Source organism: Nostoc sp. (genome assembly GCF_036917535.1).
In the GTDB taxonomy this organism is placed as follows: Bacteria; Cyanobacteriota; Cyanobacteriia; order Cyanobacteriales; family Nostocaceae; genus Nostoc.
In genome coordinates, this window is record NZ_JBALDA010000005.1 from 113,672 (window position 1) to 134,756 (window position 21,085).

At 41.6% G+C, this 21,085-nt stretch carries 9 protein-coding genes and 4 pseudogenes; 11 read left to right on the forward strand and 2 right to left on the reverse strand.

The genetic code is table 11. From position 1 onward, the window contains the following. The first annotated feature begins 3 nt into the window (after positions 1–3). The 11 genes and pseudogenes from V7K56_RS01420 to V7K56_RS01470 all read left to right on the forward strand — a co-directional run bounded on the left by V7K56_RS01420 (position 4) and on the right by V7K56_RS01470 (position 19,852). The gene (locus tag V7K56_RS01420) at positions 4–1,032 is read left to right on the forward strand and encodes an AraC family transcriptional regulator (RefSeq protein ID WP_334906888.1); all 1,029 of its coding nucleotides are present in this window, start codon (positions 4–6) and stop codon (positions 1,030–1,032) included. Between the two features lie 199 nt (positions 1,033–1,231). Further along, entirely contained in the window at positions 1,232–3,787 is a 2,556-nt protein-coding gene (locus V7K56_RS01425) for a TonB-dependent siderophore receptor (protein WP_334906890.1), read from the forward strand. A 264-nt stretch (positions 3,788–4,051) separates the two neighbouring features. Next, entirely contained in the window at positions 4,052–6,625 is a 2,574-nt protein-coding gene (locus tag V7K56_RS01430; protein WP_334906892.1) for a TonB-dependent siderophore receptor, read from the forward strand. A 48-nt stretch (positions 6,626–6,673) separates the two neighbouring features. Further along, entirely contained in the window at positions 6,674–7,342 is a 669-nt protein-coding gene (locus tag V7K56_RS01435) for a PepSY-associated TM helix domain-containing protein (RefSeq protein WP_334906894.1), read from the forward strand. A 30-nt stretch (positions 7,343–7,372) separates the two neighbouring features. Then, a pseudogene (locus V7K56_RS01440) lies at positions 7,373–7,558 on the forward strand (PepSY domain-containing protein); the annotation flags it as partial. A gap of 175 nt (positions 7,559–7,733) precedes the next feature. Further along, a complete protein-coding gene (locus tag V7K56_RS01445; RefSeq protein ID WP_334906896.1) occupies positions 7,734–9,218 on the forward strand; it encodes a TonB-dependent receptor plug domain-containing protein in 1,485 nt (494 codons plus the stop codon). Between the two features lie 81 nt (positions 9,219–9,299). Continuing rightward, positions 9,300–11,993: a TonB-dependent siderophore receptor gene (locus V7K56_RS01450; RefSeq protein ID WP_334906898.1), complete on the forward strand. Its 2,694-nt coding sequence runs from the start codon at positions 9,300–9,302 to the stop codon at positions 11,991–11,993. A 92-nt stretch (positions 11,994–12,085) separates the two neighbouring features. Further along, entirely contained in the window at positions 12,086–14,791 is a 2,706-nt protein-coding gene (locus tag V7K56_RS01455) for a TonB-dependent siderophore receptor (RefSeq protein ID WP_334906900.1), read from the forward strand. 24 nt (positions 14,792–14,815) lie between these two features. Continuing rightward, the gene (locus tag V7K56_RS01460; RefSeq protein ID WP_334906902.1) at positions 14,816–15,961 is read left to right on the forward strand and encodes a PepSY-associated TM helix domain-containing protein; all 1,146 of its coding nucleotides are present in this window, start codon (positions 14,816–14,818) and stop codon (positions 15,959–15,961) included. Positions 15,962–16,016: 55 nt separating this feature from the next. Beyond that, positions 16,017–18,605: pseudogene (locus tag V7K56_RS01465) on the forward strand (TonB-dependent siderophore receptor). 110 nt (positions 18,606–18,715) lie between these two features. Then, complete coding sequence (locus V7K56_RS01470; protein ID WP_334906904.1) at positions 18,716–19,852, forward strand: PepSY-associated TM helix domain-containing protein; 1,137 nt, start codon at positions 18,716–18,718, stop codon at positions 19,850–19,852. A gap of 552 nt (positions 19,853–20,404) precedes the next feature. Here V7K56_RS01470 and V7K56_RS01475 read toward each other — a convergent pair. Both V7K56_RS01475 and V7K56_RS36875 read right to left on the reverse strand, forming a co-directional pair. After that, positions 20,405–20,719 (reverse strand): annotated as a pseudogene (locus V7K56_RS01475) (Uma2 family endonuclease); the annotation flags it as partial. Positions 20,720–20,754: 35 nt separating this feature from the next. Beyond that, positions 20,755–20,964, reverse strand: a pseudogene (locus V7K56_RS36875) (IS701 family transposase); the annotation flags it as partial. Positions 20,965–21,085 lie beyond the last annotated feature (121 nt).

Genomic DNA, 21,085 nt, shown 5'->3' on the forward strand with positions numbered 1-21,085 from the left:
TCAATGGCGAACATTATTTCACAAGCTGAGTACCAAGAAAAGTTGTACAATTGTAATGAGAATATTCAATACCCAGATCCTTTAGATTCTTCTGACATTATCTACTCATGTCCGGAACAGTTTGGTGTAGGATACGAGCGCTGGGTTGAATTACGAGATATTAGTTTGTTGATTATTAATCAGAAATATCACGATGATTTACAAATAGAATTTGAAGCTGGTCAAGATGAATATGAAGAAATAGAATTTGGTTTTAATTTATCAGGTAGTTATAGTGGTAATCGATTAGATTTTCCATACAATAAAAGCGGTAGGGAAAATTTTTTACAGTGGGATTTTCCCCGTGGGCAGGAGTATAATGCTTTTGTGGAAACTTGGTTTAGAAATGAGCATTTTTTAAAAGTTGATATACATCTTAAATCTTCAGAGGTTTTAAATAATTTTGTCCACTGCGTAAATCAAGAACTACCGCTAGATTTAATCAAACTTATTCAAGGCAAAGGTCAAGAAACTTACATCGAAAATAATCAACTTACTTCGGCGATGTATTTACCACTGCAACAAATTATTAATTGTCCATTTCAAGGCTTGACTAAACAGATTTATTTAGAGGCTAAATGTTTAGAATTAATTGCTTTAAAGTTAGAGCAACTCACAAAAATTGAAAATGCATCTATTAAATCTATAGCTCTTAAACCAAAAGATATTGAGAAGATTCGCCACGCACGAGATATTCTGATTTCTCAACAAGAAAATCCTCCTTCTCTATTAAATTTGGCACAGCAAGTAAATATAAACGACAACAAATTAAAGATTGGATTCCGTGAAGTATTTGGTACAACGGTCTTTGGTTACTTGCATAATCATCGCATGGAAATAGCCAGACAATTGCTGCAAGACGGAAAAATGCGCGTAGCTGCGGTTGCAAATGCAGTAGGATATGCCAATCCCGGTCATTTTGCTGCTGCATTTAAACGTAAATTTGGTGTTAGCCCCTCTGAATGTAAAGCAGGAAAGAAAATATTCGAGTAATTTTAACTTTTTTTCAATATACTCAAAACTGCTTTGCAGTGGACGTTATAGACTCAAAATTAAAATTTGATTCTCCCGCAATGGATCGAAGTCTCCGTGACTGAGTTGATTTGTGCCTGGTAAATTACGTAGATTCTTTTAATTAGCTAATTAGTAAAGTTTGTCTATAGCGGTTTATGGTTTGTGGGGAGAAAATTAGATGAAGCCTAGACGGTTGGATGTGATAAGTTTAGTTAGTTTTGCATTTAGTTTAATTGCAGTATTCACACAATCTGCAACTGGAAGCGAAGTCTCAAAACGACCAGATGACCATCAATTTGTCAAGGATCTGGCTCTACTTTTAGTACAGCAACCTATCAGCCAAGTTGTGAAAGTTACGGGTGTTAAACTCAATAATACAAATACGGGCATTGAATTAATTTTACAAACGTCTCAAGAGGAAGCACTCAAACCTGTTGCTAAAACTGAGATTAATACATTCATTGCAGATATCCCGAATGCTGTTTTGCAATTACCAGATGGTAAAGAGTTTCGTAGTCTCAACCCTGCCAAGGGTATTGTTAGTGTAACTGTGACAGCGCTTGATACTAGTAGTATTCGGGTGACAGTGACAGGAGAAGCAAGTAGCCCAAAGGTGGAGTTATTTGACGACCCAGAGGGTTTAGTGTTTGGTTTTACACCACTTCCATCTGAGCAAGCACAAACTCAGCCGACTTCCCCACAACAACCAGAAAATCAAACACAGCCACAACCCACAGCCCAGGATGATCAACCGATTGAATTGGTGGTAACGGGTGAGCAAGACGGATATCGTGCATCAGAAGCTTCGACAGCGACCAAAACTGATACTCCCTTACGTGATATTCCTGCTTCTATTGATGTCGTCCCCCGCCAACTCATCCAGGATCGTCAAGTTACACGTACTGAGCAAGCCACACAAACTGTAGCAGGGGTACAATCTGCTGGTGGTGGTTATGGAGGGCTTTCCAGTCCTTACCTCTCTATCCGAGGCTTTGCAAGTACTACTACTTACCGGGATGGATTTCGGGATTTTGGCTTCCTCAGCCCAAGTGACGTTGCCAATATTGACAGACTTGAGATTCTCAAGGGGCCTGCATCTGTTTTATATGGACAAAACGATCCGGGTGGAATTGTCAATATTGTCAGCAAGCAACCGCTGGAACAGCCGCGCTACGAGGCTTCCTTTCTTGCTGGCAGCTATAATTTTTATCGCTCAACCTTAGATTTTTCTAGTCCTCTCAATTCTGATAAAACAGCGGCTTACCGACTGAATTTAGCTTACGAAAATGCTGGAAATTTTCGGGATTTTAATCAATCAGAAAGTATTTTTGTGGCTCCTGCTTTTTCCTGGCAGATTAGTAAGAACACCAATATTACTTTTCTGTTTGAATATCAAAACTATCAATATGGCTTTGATCGAGCTTTTTTACCTGAGAGAGAATTTTTTCAAATACCGATTAGCCGCTTTTTAGGGGAACCGGATTTCAACAGTGCGACAGTTAACTATGGGCGTGCCAGTTACATTCTGGAACATCAATTTAGCGACAACTGGAAATTACGCCATGCCTTTGCGGCTGTCTTAAGTAGTGACGATCCCAAAACAGTCTTCCCAGATGGCTTACAAGACGATCGCCGTACCCTTAATCGTAGTGCCAGCCGTAGTGAAGAATCCTCAAGCAATTACACAATTCAAAATGAGTTACTAGGCAAGTTTAATACAGGTTCCGTTGAGCATAGCGTGTTGTTTGGTAGTGAACTCTTTCGCCAACGCTTTAGATATCAGTTTTTCAGTGGCTCGATTGATTCGATTGACATTTTCAATCCGGTTTATGGAGCAAAGCCAAGCGAACTAATCCCTGACAACGGAGACGAATACGGTAATGATGGTTTAAGTGTTTATTTTCAAGACCAAATCACCTTACTGCAAAACCTCAAACTGCTAGCTGGTGGGCGGTTTGATTTAGTCCGCAGCATAGATGAGAATTTCCTGGGTGAAAGGACTGTAGATAAGACCGAAACCGCTTTTACACCCCGTGTTGGCATTGTTTATCAACCAATTAAACCCATTTCGCTCTATTTCAGTTATTCCAAATCATTCAATCCTGTGATTTTTGGCACTAGCAGGACGGGAGCTGAATTTCAACCAGAAAAGGGCGAACAGCTCGAAATGGGACTAAAAGCAGACCTGATTCCCGATAAACTATCTGCAACCTTAGCATTTTATGATTTGACAAAGCAGAATGTACTAGTCACCGATCCTGAAGATTCCCGATATAGCATTCAAACAGGTGAGCAGAAAAGCCGAGGCGTTGAATTCAGTCTGACTGGTAGCCCAATTAAAGGTTGGAATATTGCGGTGGGTTATGCCTATACTGACGCATTTGTGAATAAAGATGTCACAATTCCTGTTGGAGACAAGCTTGCAGGGATTCCAACAAACCAGTTTGGACTGTGGACAAGCTATGAAATTCCAGCCGGAAGTTTGACAGGGCTTGGGTTTGGTTTGGGACTATTTTACGTAAGCGATCGCCAAGCATCTCTACCAAATACGAATGTTGAGTTAGCAAGTTATCTCCGGGCAGATGCTTCTGTTTTTTACCGCCGGAACAACTGGAAGGTGCAGGTTAACATCAACAACTTGGGAAATACACAATACTACAACAGCTACGGTGGATTTCTACTTGTTCCTCAGCCGCCACTCAACGTTTTAGGGTCTATCTCTATCGAGTTTTAATTGTCAACTTCCATTACTATGAACCGCAAAATCATTCGGACGATCGCGTTTCAACTGTATCGCTGGCAAGAAGAACCACTATAAATAGACTATCATCGGCGCAAAGGCTGATAGCAAAAGTAAGATCCCGATTCCGAGAAAAAAAATCCGGTTTCAGATATATGCGATCGCCCAATTTTTCGTATTCTCCTGAATAGAGTTAATTAAGAGTAACTTGCAAGTAGCAAGCTCTGTTTTGAGAAATCTGGTTGGGTGTGTAGGGTTATGAAACTGTTGCGATCGTTTTTTATTTCCTGTTTTTTTGTTGCTGTTCTCATACAACCAATTCAGGCAAAGGAAGTAACTAAAATTCCTAGCGTGCAAGAATTAGACCGTTCTGCAAGAACAGTCAAAGAATGGTTTGCTCAAATACAACAGCAGAACCCGCCAGATCAAAGCCAGAAGAGTGAAGTTGTACAAGTGACTTCAGTCAAGGCAAATCCCACATCTAAGGGTGTGGAGGTGATTTTACAGACATCAAAAGGAGAACAGTTACAAGTAGTTAATCAAAGTTCTGGCAATAATTTTATTGCTGATATTCCCAACGCTCAACTGCGTTTACCCAACGGTGATGCATTCACATTTCGCTCTACAAAACCAATTGCAGGGGTTAGTGAAATAACGGTAACAAACTTTAATGCCAATACTATCCGTGTAAGCGTCACAGGTGAGGCAGGTGTACCAACTGTTGAGTTGTTTGACAGTCCAGATGAGGGTATTATTTTCTCTGTTGCAACTGCTGCATCTTCTGTGCAACCACAGCAGCCAGAGAGTCAAACACAGCCAAGTCAACCATCGACAGAAAGTAATGAACCGATTGAACTCGTGGTGACAGGTGAACGAGACGAAGGCTATAATCCCTCACGAACGAGCGTTGGAACGCGCACTGATACGCCCTTGCAAGATATTCCTCAAACCATTCAAATTATACCGCAACAGGTAATCAAAGATCGTAATGTCACTCGGTTACGAGATGTGTTGAATAACGTCAGTGGTGTTGCCCTCAATAGTGGAGACTATGGTGGGGAAGGGTTTGGTGTTGGTGACTATTCAATTCGGGGCTTCTCGGCACAAAACACACTCAATGGTTTTACAGGCACAGCTTCATCGGGAGATTTTTCTAACGTGGAACAGGTTGAAGTGGTGCGCGGGCCTGCATCCGTATTATTCGGAGCGGGCGAACCCGGAGGTATAATTAACGTTACCACCAAACAACCGCTATCAGAGCCATTCTACGAGTTTGGCTTCAATGCTGGTAGCTATAATTACTACCGAGGAACGGCTGATCTTTCCGCTCCACTCAATTCCGACCGCAGCCTACGCTATCGCTTGAACATTGCGCTTCAGGATTCTGATAGTTTTCGAGACTTTTTGGGGACAAAGCGATTTTTTCTAGCACCTACCATTGCTTGGGATATCAGCGATGATACAAAGCTTACCCTAAATTTTGAATACCTCAATCAAGAAACAGGATTTGATGCCGGAGTCCCAGCATTGAGTAATGGCTCATTTGTACTGCCGATTAATCGTTATTTTGGCTATCCTAGTGCGAATGACATCAATCTCACCCAGCTACAGGGAGGCTACAGGTTTGAACATCGGTTTAATAAAAATCTTCAACTGCGTAATTCGCTATTTATCAGCTCGCAACATTCAGATTTAATAGACAGTGAATATGGCAGTTTGTCTGATGATAGATTCATTACAGGTACGTATGTCAAGGATAAACCTGTATATGAAACCTATGCGATGCAAACAGGGCTGATAGCAAACTTTAATACTGGTTCAGTAGCCCATCAAGTGCTGTTCGGTTTTGATGCAAACCGCGTGACAAATTCCTTTTCACCTTTGACCGCACCCTTGCCGCCGCTGGATATTTTCAACCCGAACTACAATATCGAATTACCCACTGATACTACTTTCAGCCGTTCTATTTATATCACTCAATCCTATGGGGTTTATCTCCAAGATCAGATTAAGTTACTAGATAACCTGCTCCTAGTGGCTGCTGGGCAATTTGATTGGGTGAACAGCACAGGGAGTGACATTATAGCAGGTACTGTTGATAGAAACTACGGTGAAGCATTTAGTCCGCGCCTTGGCATCGTTTATCGACCAATCGAGCCTCTTTCACTTTATGCTAGTTACAGCCGTTCTTTTGTGCCTAACCCTGGTCGTTCTCAAACGGATTCAGCTTTTGCTCCGTCACGCGGTACTCAGTATGAAGTGGGCATCAAGGGCGATTTGCTGGATGGAAAACTGTCAGCACTTTTAGCCGCTTACAACATCACAAAATCCAACGTGTTGACAACCGATCCGGTCGATTCTAACTATTCGGTTCAGGTTGGAGAACAGCGCAGTCGCGGCATTGACTTTAGCGTTACAGGTGAAATCTTACCGGGTTGGAATGTGACAGCAGGGTATTCTTACATTGATGCGATTATCACTAAAGATAATACGTATCAAGTGGGCAGTCGGCTAAGAATTACACCAACTAATTCTGCTAATTTATGGACAACCTATAAAATTCAAAGCGGCAATTTGCAAGGACTGGGCTTTGGGTTAGGCGTATATTTTGTCAGCGATCGCCTCGGCGATCAATTCGATCCGCCCAACTTTAAGCTACCTGCCTACACGCGATTCGATGCGGCTCTATTCTATCGACGCAACAATTGGGAGGTAGCAATTAATGCTGAGAACTTGTTTGATGTGGAATACTACACAAATTCGCGCAATTCTGCTGCAAATTCTCCAGGCGCACCTTTTACAATTATCGGGTCATTAACCGTGCGGTTTTAATTGAGAAAGTAATCTCGTATTTTGACATTATCCAAAGGAGTGTCTACCTTGAGTTCTAAAAAACTGCGTAACATATTATTTACTCTGCACCGCTACTTAGGTCTAGCGCTAGGACTGATTGCAATCATCATTGGCTTGACGGGGAGTTTACTGGTTTTTCACACAGAAATTGACATTATCTATCCACTCCACTACAGCCTTTTAAGTGGTGACATTGGTCTTAAGTTTGTGGGCATTGTGGGATTACTGTTCACAATCTTGAGCATTACAGGCATTATCTTATGGCCTGGTTGGCGTAAGTTGATTGCTGGCTTCAAAATCAAATGGAACGCCCATCCCAAGCGGATGAACTTTGATATTCACAAAGTTGCTGGTGTCATTACAGCCACATTTCTAGTCTTTACCTTTTTCACAGGCTTTTGTTGGAACTTTTCTGAATTTATCAACCCGATAATCTACGCACTCACCTTCTCCAAACCTCACCCAGATTTGGTTTCTGTACCTATTTTCGGTCAGTTGCCGCTAGGATTAAAAGACCAGTTAAAAATCGCTCAAGCTGCCTTGCCCAATGCATCACTTAGTCTAATTGGCTTTCCAAGTGAACCAAAAGAGACTTTTTGGTTTAACTTTAATCTTGGCGATGTTTCTCTTGACCAATATAGCGGCAAGGTTTTACAAGTATCTACGATCGCAACTGCATCTTTAGGCGATGTCTAGCGACAAGCCGCAAAGCGGCTACGCGTTCTCAATTCTTTTAACGATTTACACTATGGCACCTTTTGGGGACTGACATCCCGTATTTTTTACGTTTTTGTTGGACTTGCACCATTAATTTTATTTATCACTGGCTTTGTAATCTGGCGGTATCGTTATCGAACACAAGCTCTGACAAAAAATAGCATTTATACAAGTTCAAATTCACTTTATAAATAAACTTTCCTCACCGCAAAAGCTGATAGCAAAAGCAAGATCCCGATTCCGATAAAAAAAATCCGGTTTCAGATATATGCGATCGCCCAATTTTTCGTATTCTTCTGAATAGAGTTAATTAAGAGTAACTTGCAAGTAGTAAACTCTGTTTTAAGAAATCAGTTGGGTGTGTGGGGTTATGAAACTGTCGCGATCGTTTTTTATTTCCTGTTTTCTGGTTGCTGTGGTTATAAAACCTGGGCAAGCAAAAGAAGTAACTAAAATTTTTCCTATCCAAGAGCCAAATCACTTTGCCAGAACAGTGCAAGAATGGCTGGCTCAGATAGAACAACAACAAACGCCACAAACAGAAGTTGTACAAGTTACCTCAGTCAAAGTTAATCCGACTGATAAGGGTGTGGAGATAATTTTACAAACCTCGAAAGGACAACAGTTGCAACTAATAAATCGCAGTACTGGTAGCAATTTTATCACTGATATTCCTAATGCTCAATTGCGCCTACCATCGGGTGAAGCATTCACATTCCGCTCAGAAAAGCCAATAGCGGGTGTTACACAGATAACAGTGACTAACTTTGATGCCAATACTATCCGGGTGACAGCGATCGGTGAGGTTGGTATACCAACTGTCGAGTTATTTGATAGTCCAGATGAAGGTTTAATTTTTAGGGTGGCAACTGCTGCATCCACAGCACAACAACCTCAAACCCAATCAACTCCCGAACAACAGCCGCCTGAAAGTCAAACACAGCCACAACCATCAACACAAAGTGATGAACCGATTGAGTTGGTAGTCACGGGCGAGCAAGATGGATATCGCGTACCTGATGCGTCAACCGCGACTAAAACTGATACACCTTTGCGTGACATTCCACAATCGATTCAGGTAATTCCACGACAAATAATTGAGGATCAAAAAACAACTAGATTACGAGATATTCTGCAAAATGTCAGTGGAGTAACACCAGGTGCAGGCTATCAAAACTCCTTTGATAGAGTGAGAATTCGGGGATTTACACAAGAAACTACTTTTCGAGATGGAATTCGTGACAATAACCCATCCACAGACTTTGCCAATGTAGAACGGGTTGAGGTACTTAAAGGCCCTGCTTCTGTGCTGTTTGGACAAACTGAACCAGGTGGAATTGTCAATTTAGTGACAAAACAACCTTTAAGTAACCCTTACTACAATGTCGATTTAAATGTTGGAAATTATGCTTTCTATCGTTCAGCTTTAGATTTATCAGGACCTCTGAATACAGACAAAACCTTACTGTATCGCCTCAATGTTGCCTATGAGAATGCTGGTAGCTTTAGAGATTTTATTAGTTCCGAAAACGTATTTGTTGCACCAGTCATTGCTTGGAAGCTTAGTGAAAATACGGATTTAAAGCTATTTCTGGAATACGATAACAGAGATTATAAACCTGATCGCGGAGTCTTCGTAATTGGCGATCGCCCCGGAGATTTTGAGAAATCCTTTATCCTGCCGAGTTATTTTCGCACAGATGCAGCGCTGTTTTATAAACAAGATAACTGGAGGGTTGGTCTCAATTTCAAAAATCTTTTTGACATTAACTATTATGTCGAAACCCAAGGACGCGAAGTTGTTTACCCAGGTGAGCCATTTACAGTGATTGGCTCTGTTTCTTTTACATTCTAAGCTCAATAGGCATTTGCATCAAAGCTACGCATAGAGTGAGTTTATTTTGTTATCTGAAATACTGCGGTGTGTGGAGAGAAAATGAATAAGCAAATGTGTAAATTCAGTTACAAACGAGAGTGGTTGTTGATACTTTTGACAGTTTTACTGGTTCAGCCTGCAAAAGCACAAGATATTCCTAAATTTGATAATCAGTTGAGCGATCTAGCGAAAACACCAATACAAGTCAAACCACCTCAAGTAAATAAAAAGATTAGGCAAGTAAGTGAGCTAGAACCTGTTGTTACCAGCGCCAAAATGTTATTAGTGCAGTCGTCAACACCAGCAAACACGCCACAAACAGAAGTTGTGCAGGTAACGGGAGTCAAGGCAAATCCGACTGCTAAAGGTGTGGAGGTAATTTTACAAACAACCAAAGGCGAACAGTTGCAAATCACGAATCGCAGTGCTGGTAATAACTTCATTGCTGATATTCCCAATGCACAGCTGCGTTTACCTAGTGGTGAGGCATTTACATTCCGCTCAGAAAAGCCAATTGCGGGTGTTAGTGAAATCACAGTTACTAACTTTGATGCCAATACTATCCGGGTAAGTGCGATCGGAGAAACAGGTGTTCCAACTGTTGAGTTATTTGACAGTGCAGATGAAGGTTTAATTTTTAGTATGGCAACTACTGCATCAACAGCACAACAACCTCAAACTCAACCAACTCCTAAACAACAGCCAGAAAGTCAAACACAGCCTAGTCTTCCATCAACACAAGGTGATGAACCGATTGAGTTGGTAGTCACAGGTGAACAAGACGGATATAGTGTACCAGATAGCACAACTGCAACTAAAACAGATACACCTGTACGTGACATTCCCCAGTCAATTCAAGTTATTCCCCAACAAGTGATCAAAAACCAACAAATCACAAGGATTAGCGATGCTGTAAGGAATGTCAGTGGTGTGACTATTCAGGGAGACTATGCCAATTTGTCAGATACTTACAACATTCGCGGCTTTACCACCTCCGCCACTTTGAGAGATGGTTTTTATGCCATTGGTAACTTTGTAAATCCGACAAACATTGAGCGGATTGAAGTACTCAAGGGTCCAGCATCCGTGCTGTATGGGCAGTTTGAGCCGGGAGGGGTGGTGAATTATGTCACCAAAAAACCACTCGATTATCCCTATTACTTTGCTGAGTTTACAGCCGGAAGCTTTAGCACCTATCGTCCTTCGCTCGATTTTTCTGGACCGCTTAACTCAGACAAAAGCATTCTGTATCGCTTAAATGTTGCTTATGAAAATTCCGGTAGCTTCGTTGACTTTTTGAATGAAAAAGTCCTTAGCATTGCCCCTGCACTCACGTTCAAACTTGGGGATGCAACCACGTTAACGTTTCAATATGAATACCTCAACGCCGATCGCACTTTCTACGACGGTTTATTACCCGATCCCAACGTTTTCAACGTGCCGATTAGTCGCTTCTTGGGAGAGCTGGGAGATCGTTACTTGGCTCAATCGCATTTCATTAATTTAACTCTTAATCACAGTTTTAACAAAAACCTGCGGTTCCGCAGTGCCTTTTCTGTTAAGCTAACCGATGGTGATGACTTAGCGTTTCGACCGGACTCTCTTGATTCAGACAGTCGTACTGTGTTACGGCGGTATGCGGTAGATAGAAACCTTTACCGCAACTACTCCCTGCAAACGGATCTGATTGGTAACTTCAATACGGGGTCTGTGCAACATCAAGTTTTGCTAGGGTTGGAGTGGAGTAAAGACCTTTTGGGTTTTGATTATCTTCGCAGTACCAGTTCCCTGACTCCGAGTATTGATTTGTTTAATCCGGTGTATGGTGCTTCCCCACCACCAGAGTTTGATGAAGCCTCAGAGCGCGAGCGCTACGGTCGCGACACGATAGCCTTTTATCTGCAAGATCAAGTTACATTGCTGCCAAATCTAAAGCTCTTAGTGGGTGGCAGATATGACTTTATTCATCGCAAAAATACCATTCAACCACTGGATGCTTTGGGTAATAATCTAATTGGCGATGAGAGCGTTGAGCGGCTTTATGATGAGGCTTTTTCACCTCGCGTTGGCATTGTTTATCAGCCGATTGAACCGATTTCAATTTACGCCAGCTACAGCCGCTCGTTTAATCCCAGCTTTTCGCGGACGGTAGATGGAACTCAACTGCCACCAGAACGCGGCACTCAATATGAAGTAGGAGTCAAAGCCGAACTAATTAAAGACAGGCTATCTGCCACCTTTGCCGCCTATGATATCACCAAAGAAAATGTCGCTACAACCGATCCAAACAATCGTGACTTTTCCATTGCGGCTGGAGAAGTGAAAAGTCGCGGTTTGGAATTTGACGTTTCTGGGCAGATTCTACCAGGTTGGAATGTGATTGGGTCTTTATTCCACAACGATGCTTTTGTGAGTAGAGATAATAGTCTACCAGTGGGCGACTCGTTGGTCAATGCTGCTGGTATTGGGGGGAGTCTGTGGACAAGCTATGAAATTCAAAACGGTGATTGGAAAGGATTAGGGTTTGGTGGGGGAGTATTTTATACAGGCGACAGAGAAGCTGAACTCCCCAACACCTTCAAAATCCCCTCTTACGTGCGTGCAGATGCCACCATTTTCTACAAACGCGATAACTGGAGGGTTGGGCTGAATTTTAAGAATCTTTTTGATACTCAGTATTACGATTCTCAGGGCTACTATCTGCGTCCTGGTGCGCCGTTGACTGTTCTAGGGACATTTTCTGTGCAGTTTTGATTCCTGCAATTTCTGAACTGATTAAGTGCTGTTTGAACACATGTATGGTTGGTGTTTTTGTCATCTGAAATAATAAGGTGTGTGGAGACAAAATGAGTCAGCGAGTATGTAAATTAAGTTACGGAGTGGAGTGTTTGTTGATACTTTTCACAGTTTTGCTGGTTCAGCCTGCAAAAGCACAAGATATTCCCAAATTTGATAATCGGTTGAGTGAGCTAGCGAAAACACGAATACAAGTCAAACCATCTCAAGTAAATAAAAAGATTAGGCAATTAAGTGAGCTAGAACCTGTTGTTACCAGCGCCAAAATGTTATTAGTGCAGTCGTCAACACCAGCAAACACGCCACAAACAGAAGTTGTGCAGGTAACGGGAGTCAAGGCAAATCCGACTGCTAAAGGTGTGGAGGTAATTTTACAAACAACCAAAGGCGAACAGTTGCAAATCACGAATCGCAGTGCTGGTAATAACTTCATTGCTGATATTCCCAATGCACAGCTGTGTTTACCTAGTGGTGAAGTATTTACATTCCGCTCAGACAAACCAATCGCAGGTGTTAGTGAGATAACCGTTACTAACTTTGATGCCAATACTATCCGGGTAAGTGTGACGGGGGAAACAAGTGTACCAACTGTCGAGTTGTTTGACAGTCTAGACGAGGGTATCATCTTCTCTGTTGCAACTGCTGCATTATCCGCCCAACAACAACCGCAAACCCAACTAACTCAGCCACCAAATCAGCCAGAAACTCAAACACAGCCAAGTCAACCATCAACACAAGGTGATGAACCAATTGAATTGGTGGTGACGGGCGAACAAGATGGGTATCGAGTGCCAGATGCAACGACTGCAACTAAAACAGATACCCCACTGCGCGACATCCCGCAATCTGTTCAGGTGATTCCTCAACAGGTGATTAAGGATCAAGGAATTACCCGAATTTCGGATGCATTACGCAATGTGTCAGGTGTCACCAAAGAAGGGAGTTATGGGGATGCGACAGATGTTTATCGGATTCGAGGATTTGTAACCTACGACACTCTCAGGAATGGTTTTAGAATTCAAGACCCCGTTATTAATCCTGCCAGCCTTGAGCGGATTGAAGTATTGAAAGGCCCAGCTTCGGTACTGTACGGTCAATTTGAACCAGGTGGAATTGTCAACTACGTGACCAAACAACCACTCGATTACCCTTACTACTCTGGTGAATTTACTGTTGGGAGTTATGACTACTATCGCCCCTCGATTGATATTTCTGGACCGCTCACGCCTGACAAAAAGTTACTGTACCGCTTGAATACCGCCTATGAAAGTGCTGGCAATTTTGTCGATTTTGTCAACTCTCAAACGTTTTCTATTGCTCCTGTGTTGACCTATAAATTTAGTGAGAGCACAAAGTTAACATTTGAATACGAATACAGCAAACTTGAGCGAGTTTTTAACGATGGTTTACCACCCTTGCCAATTGTTTTTCAACTTCCCATTAACCGATTTTTGCTAGAGCCGGGTATCAACGACGGTTTCACCGAGGAATCAAACAATATTAATTTAACTCTTGACCACCGATTTAGTGAAAACCTACAGCTCCGCACTGGATTTGCCGCCTATTTCCAAAATTTCGGCATTGGCTCTCAATATCTTCGACCTGGTGAGTTGGGTGTAGATGGTCGGACGCTATCTCGTGGTATTGTCACAGACGGTTCTGGTGTCTACTTGAGTTACAATCTGCAAACCGATTTAATTGGAAAATTTAATACAGGTTCCATTAAACATCAGGTGCTTCTGGGCTTTGACTGGAGCTATTACGACTATAAGACAGCTCCCTACACTGGCTATGTGGCTACACCCATAGATATTTTTAATCCGGTGTACGGCTCCCCTCAGTCAAAAACCGAATTTGAATTTTCTAATAATTACACCACCAAGCGCGACACGTTTGGCATTTATCTGCAAGACCAGATCGCTTTACTACCCAATCTCAAGTTACTGCTGGGCGGCAGAGTTGACTTTATCAACCAGAGGATCTTAACCCAGGATCTTGACGGTCAAGGGAATCCCATTAATGATGAGAAAACAGATGCTTCCTATAATACTCCTTTTACTCCGCGAGTTGGCGTTGTCTATCAGCCGATTGAACCGATTTCGCTCTATTTTAGCTACAGCGAATCGTTCAACCCCAGCACATCACGTACAGCTGACGGTAGTGCCCTACCACCGGAACTTGGCACTCAGTATGAAGTGGGAGTCAAAGCGGAACTGATTAAGGACAGGCTATCTGCAACCTTTGCTGCCTATGACATTACCAAGGAAAATGTCGCTACAAGCGATCCCAATAACAGCGATTTTTCCATTGCGGCTGGAGAAGTGAAGAGTCGCGGTTTGGAATTTGACATTTCTGGTCAGATTTTACCAGGTTGGAATGTGATTGGGTCTTTATTCCACAACGATGCTTTTGTAAGTAAAGATAATACTCTACCAGTGGGCGACTCGTTGGTCAACGCTCCCGGTATTGGAGGTAGTCTGTGGACGAGTTATGAAATTCAAAACGGTGATTGGAAAGGATTAGGGTTTGGTGGGGGAGTATTTTATACTGGCGATCGCGAAGCTGAACTCCCCAACACGTTCAAAATCCACTCCTATGTGCGCGCTGATGCCTCTATTTTCTATAAACGCGATCACTGGAGGGTTGGGCTGAACTTTAAGAATCTTACCAGTACTCGGTATTACGATTCTCAAGGCTACTTTCTCCGTCCTGGCGCGCCTTTGACTGTGCTGGGAACAGTTTCGTTTGAGTTTTGACCTTTTATAACAGTAATATCTACCATGACCTCCAAAACCCTGCGTAATTTCGTATTTGCCTTACACCGATATCTTGGGTTAGCAATCGGACTGATTGCGATCGTTATCGGCTTAACTGGTAGCATCTTGGTCTTCCATACAGAAATCAGCGATTTTCAACGGCATCACAAAATTGGAACCATTGTTCCTCAAGGGCAACTGTTATCGGTTGAGACGATTATGAATGCAGTCAAACCGATCTACGCCAACCAGCCTGATGCTGTGCTTCAGGCGTTCTATCTGTCACCCAAACTCAATGAGCCAGCTAATGTTGTTTATGCAACTAAAGCCAATGATTGGATCGAGAACTACGTGAATCCTTATACAGGAGCCGTTTTGAGCAATACGCTCAACCCCGATCTGGTAGAGTCATTTTTTAAACAAGTTTATAAGCTGCATTATGCACTGTTAGCAGGCGATATCGGAGTCAAGCTTGTTGGTATTATTGGTTTGCTAATGTGTATACTCACGATTACGGGAGTGGTGCTGTGGCCGGGTTGGCGTAAGCTGATTTCAGGTTTTAAAATCAAGTGGAATGCTCATCCCAAGCGGATAAATTTTGATATTCACAAAGTCGTAGGCATTGTTGCCGTTGTGTTTCTACTGTTTACTTTTTTCACAGGGTTCTGCTGGAATTTATATGAATTTAGTGAACCGATGATTCGGGCAATCACATTTAGTCCTTCAAAAACTGAGCCAGTTTCTCAACCAATCGCTCTTCAATCTCCACTGCCACTAACCAAACAATTAAAAACGGCTCAGGCAGCCCTACCAGGAGCAAAACTGCAAACAATCTACTTTCCGTCCAAACCAGAAAATACTTTGTCGATGCGCTATAAGTTTCCCCAAGAAGCGGGGGATTACGGTAATAGCTATGTTTATCTCGATCAATACAGTGGCAAAGTTTTGAGAGTCGATAACGGGTTAGAGCAATCCTTGGGCGATCGCGTTCTCAACTCTTTTGGACCCTTGCATTACGGCACATTTGGCGGTTTACTCACCCGTATTTTTTATGTGTTTGTGGGACTTACTCCCACTGTTCTTTTTGTGACTGGCTTTGTGATGTACCACTACCGTCACCGAATAAAAATGACTGCAAAAGATAGCATTTATACGACTTCAATTAGATAACAATTTTCTCAGTAATTACTGCTATTTTCAAAAATACTATTGAGTGTGTGGAGTTATGAAACTGCTGCGATGGTTGTTCACTTGTTGTTTTCTTGTTGCTGTTCTGATACGACCAACTCAAGCAAAGGAAATCACTAAAATTCCTCGCGTGCAAGAACTAGACCGCTCTGCAAGAACGGTTAAAGAATGGTTAGCTCAGATAGAACAACAGAACCAAACACCACAAACAGAAGTTGTGCAGGTGACAGGAGTTAAGGCAAATCCGACTGCTAGAGGTGTAGAAGTAATTTTACAGACATCTAAAGGCGAACAGTTACAAATCACAAATCGCAGTGTGGGTAATAACTTCATTGCTGATATTCCCAATGCTCAATTGCGCCTACCATCGGGTGAGGCATTTACATTCCGCTCACAAAAGCCAATTGTGGGTGTTAATGAAATTACAGTTACTAACTTTGATGCCAATACTATCCGGGTAAGTGCGATCGGAGAAACAGGTGTTCCAACTGTTGAGTTATTTGACAGTGCAGATGAAGGTTTAATTTTTAGTATGGCAACTACTGCATCAACAGCACAACAACCTCAAACTCAACCAACTCCTAAACAACAGCCAGAAAGTCAAACACAGCCTAGTCTTCCATCAACACAAGGTGATGAACCGATTGAGTTGGTAGTCACAGGTGAACAAGACGGATATAGTGTACCAGATAGCACAACTGCAACTAAAACAGATACACCTGTACGTGACATTCCCCAGTCAATTCAAGTAGTTCCCCAGCAAGTCATCAAAGACCAACAAATCACAAGGATTAGTGATGCTGTACGAAATGTCAGTGGCGTGGCGGTGCAAGGATCGTTTTCTAACCTTACTGATAACTACATCATCCGAGGACTTGTAACATACAACAACCTGAGAAATGGTTTTGCAGTTCAAGATAACTATATCAATCCGATCGCTGTTGACCGAATCGAAGTCCTTAAAGGCCCTGCTTCGGTGCTATATGGTCAGTTTGAACCGGGTGGTATCGTTAATTATGTCACCAAACAACCACTCTCCACTCCCTATTATGCAGGTGAATTGACAGTCGGAAATTATGATTTTTATCGTCCCTCAATTGACATTTCCGGGCCACTTACCCCTGACAAAAATGCGTTGTATCGCTTGAATGCTGCTTATGAAAATTCCGGTAGCTTTATCGATTTTGTGAATAGTGAAGGTTTCTCAATAGCACCTGTATTATCTTTAAAACTTAGCGATGCCACAACTTTGACTTTGGAATACGAGCATAGTACAGTTAACCGGACTTTATATGATGGTTTGCTACCTATTCGTGAATCTTTTCAACTTCCCATCAATCGTTTTTTAGGAGAACCAAATACCAGCAACTATAACTATAAATCTGATGCAGCTAGCTTTACTTTAGAGCATCGCTTTAGTGATAATCTCCGGTTGCGTAGTGCTTTTTTAACTAACCTCTACCATGCTGATTATACAGCCATTCGACCAGATTCATTAGAAGACGATGGTCGGACAATATCGCGAACATTCGCAGGAGGTCTTGATTACTATAAATCATTTACTCTGCAAAATGAGCTAGTCGGTAAGTTCAAAACTGGTTTTATCAATCATCAATTACTGCTAGGTTTAGAGTTGAATTGGAACTTATATGGAAATGATTTCATTCGGACTCCTGCTCCCGGTATTGATATTTTCAATCCAGTTTATGGGGCAATATTGCCAACTAGTTACAACACAAATGCCAATGACGAAACAAAACAAAATACCGTCGGTGTTTACTTACAAGACCAAGTAGTATTATTTCCTAATTTAAAGCTGCTAGTTGGTGGAAGGTGGGATTTTATCAACTATAAATTTAGAGAATTAGATTATAACAACAATCGGTAATTAACTTCTCAAGATGAGTTTGATAATGATGCTTTTTCGCCTCGTGTGGGACTGGTTTACCAACCCATAAAACCAATTTCACTTTATGCCAGTTATAGTCAATCTTTTGTACCCAACAATAGCAGAACAGTTAGTGGAGAATTGTTAGAACCAAGTCGTGGAACTCAGTATGAAGCAGGGATTAAAAGCGAGTGGTTGGATGGTAAGCTTTCAGCAACACTTGCAGCGTATGAGATTACAAAAACTAACGTTGCTACAACCGATTTAACTAATACTGATTACTCAATTGCAGCTGGAGAAGTTAAAAGTCGGGGTATTGAACTCGATATCGCTGGGCAAATTTTACCTGGATGGAATGTGATTGCTTCTTTTGCCTATAATGATGCCTTTGTTAGTAAAGATAACAGCATACCTGTAGGTGATAGATTAGTTGGTGCGCCACGAAATAGTGCTAGCTTGTGGACAAGCTATGAATTTCAAACTGGTTCTTTGAAGGGATTTGGATTTGGTGGAGGACTGTTTTTTGTGGGCGATCGCGAAGCTTTACTACCAAATAATGAAGTTGTTCTTCCCTCCTACGTGAGAACTGATGCTTCTATTTTTTATAGAAAAGAAAATTGGCGAGTCGGTCTTAACTTCAAAAATCTTTTTGATACCAATTATTACGATTCTCATGGTTACTATTTACTTCCTGGAGCACCACTAACTGTTTTAGGAACGGTTTCAGTGCAGTTTTGAACCAGCAAAAATAAGAAACAAGAGTTTTTTAGTACTTTAAAATATGAAACAATTCTTTCATTATTGCTTCGATAAATTAGGGTATAAACATCAAATGAAAAAGTGAATATATGAACCATAAAAAACTACGCGATACTGTTTTTTACCTACACCAATATATCGGTCTTTTTGTTGGACTGGTGCTGGTTATCGTTGGTCTGACAGGTAGCTTGTTAGTATTTGAGCAAGATTTTGACCATTTTGCGATCGCTCAACAGTATGGACAGATTACTCCCCAACAGGTGCAGTTAGTATCCCCAGAGTCTGTAATGAATACAATTAAGACGAAGTATGCTGCACGAAGCGATCTCCATCTTTTTCGGATTTATTTGCCAAATACTCCTGCTTCTCCCTACGTGGGGCAGTTGTCAACAACTAACGATCAAAGGACAGAAGTTTTTCTCAATCCTTATACAGGCAAAATTATTGGTGAACGGATATCAGATAACACTTTCATAGGTACGATCCTTAGTCTGCACTACAGCCTAATGGCTGGTGAAACTGGAACTATAATTATTGGCATTGCTGCCTTTTTTATGTGTGTCCTCACCATTACAGGTTTAATTCTTTGGCCTGGTTGGCGCAGATTGATTGCAGGCTTCAAAATCAAGCTTGATGCTCATCCTAAACGCGCCAACTTTGATATTCACAAAGTGGCTGGTATCATCACTGTGGTTTTTTTATTCTTTACTGGCTTTACGGGTTTTTGCTGGAACTTCTACGATTTGACTGAGCCAATTATTTACGCTGTTACATTCACCACAAAATCATCCGAGCCAGTCTCCAAGCTAATTCCTGGGAAATCGACTTTAAATCTAACCCAACAGCTAAAAATTGCTAATGCTGCCTTACCTGGTGCTGTTACTAAAAGCATTTATTTTCCTAGTAAACCAGAAGAAGCTCTACAAATTCGCATGAAGTTGCCGCAGGAAAATGTAGAGTATGGTAATAGCAATGTTTATCTCGACCAGTACAGCGGTAAGGTTTTACGAGTTGATAATGCTTTAAAGTTGCCGTTGGGCGATCGCGTCCTTAACTCTTTTGTACCTTTGCACTACGGTACATTTGGTGGCTTACCCACCCGTATCCTCTATGTATTTGTTGGGCTTGCACCATTAATTTTATTTATCACTGGCTTTGTGATGTGGCGCTATCGTTACCGTACAAAAACAACTACAAAACATAGGATTTATACAAATTCAAATTGAAACTTACGAATTGGCATTTTTATTTATTTAGTGGTTTGGCGACCGCGCAGCCAAAATCAAAGGCGATCGTCTTGATTGTGCGGATACGCCATTATACTAATATTGCACAATATTTCGGTTGCACTCGCTTTCTCTACTAATAGATACTATTTCTCAATAAGTAGTTGAGAGTATTACCATGACTATTCGCCTAACTGGGACAGAAGACTTTGGCTTCCCACTCCTTACTCCCAGAGTAATCTCGATATGCCGATTTAGGGTAACTTCCATCTCTACTTCTCCACAATAATTTTATGAAAAAAGTTAGGTTTAAAACCTCGCCCCTCGTGGGCGAAAAAATCCTTGTCTCACTCGGTAGGTAGAAACCCCAACCCTTGTAGGTGGCTGTATTTAATTTTGAATTTTGAATTTTGAATTTTGAATTGATTCATCTTTGATGATCGCGTCATCTAAATTTTATTAAAGTTAAAGTGCGATCGCTGATTCTCAAGAATTATCAATGATGCCTCTGCCTTCATCATGCAACTCAGCCAAAATCTCTCGGATTTCATTGTCATCTTCGCTAATTTGTGCTTGTCCCCTTGCTGGTTTATCTATCAGCAAAACAACATCAGGCTGTGGTTCATTGTCTAAATCCAAGCGCACAGTAGCATTATCACTTAGCGCTACGCCTAGAGTGAAAACTTAATAAACTCCCAACCAAGTAATTAATTGTCCATGAGGTTGACCATGACTTCTAAAACGTAGAGGTGATGCCAAGTAGACGACTCCTTCGATTAATTCTGCTTTTTTAATATGGGACATTGCTGTATAACGGCGCTCGAATTCGTGGCGAGTTAAGCGATCGCCACTTTCTTGAGGAAGGATGGAAGCGCTATCATTTAACGGGACTTAAACAAAAATTAAGCCCAAATGTAGCCCAAACTGGCTTTATAGGCTGCAAACAGGTCACGATTTAGGGTCAACCAATGGAAAAATCGAAAGGAGATAGCTGTTCTAAAGGCGTTATTAGCTTCAGTAAATGTGTTTAAAGATTTGTTCGCCCACCTACGTCTTAAGCCTCCTGTTAGTTGATGCCAAAGAATAAAAGTATAGGCACAGAACACTAAGCTCCTAAATACTTTAGGTAGCGATTTTCTAACTTTAATAAGAAACTTGTGTTGTTGCCATATCCAGCATCTACAATTACTATTCCTGGTTGATAACCACGGCTTAATGTCAGGTCTATTAATT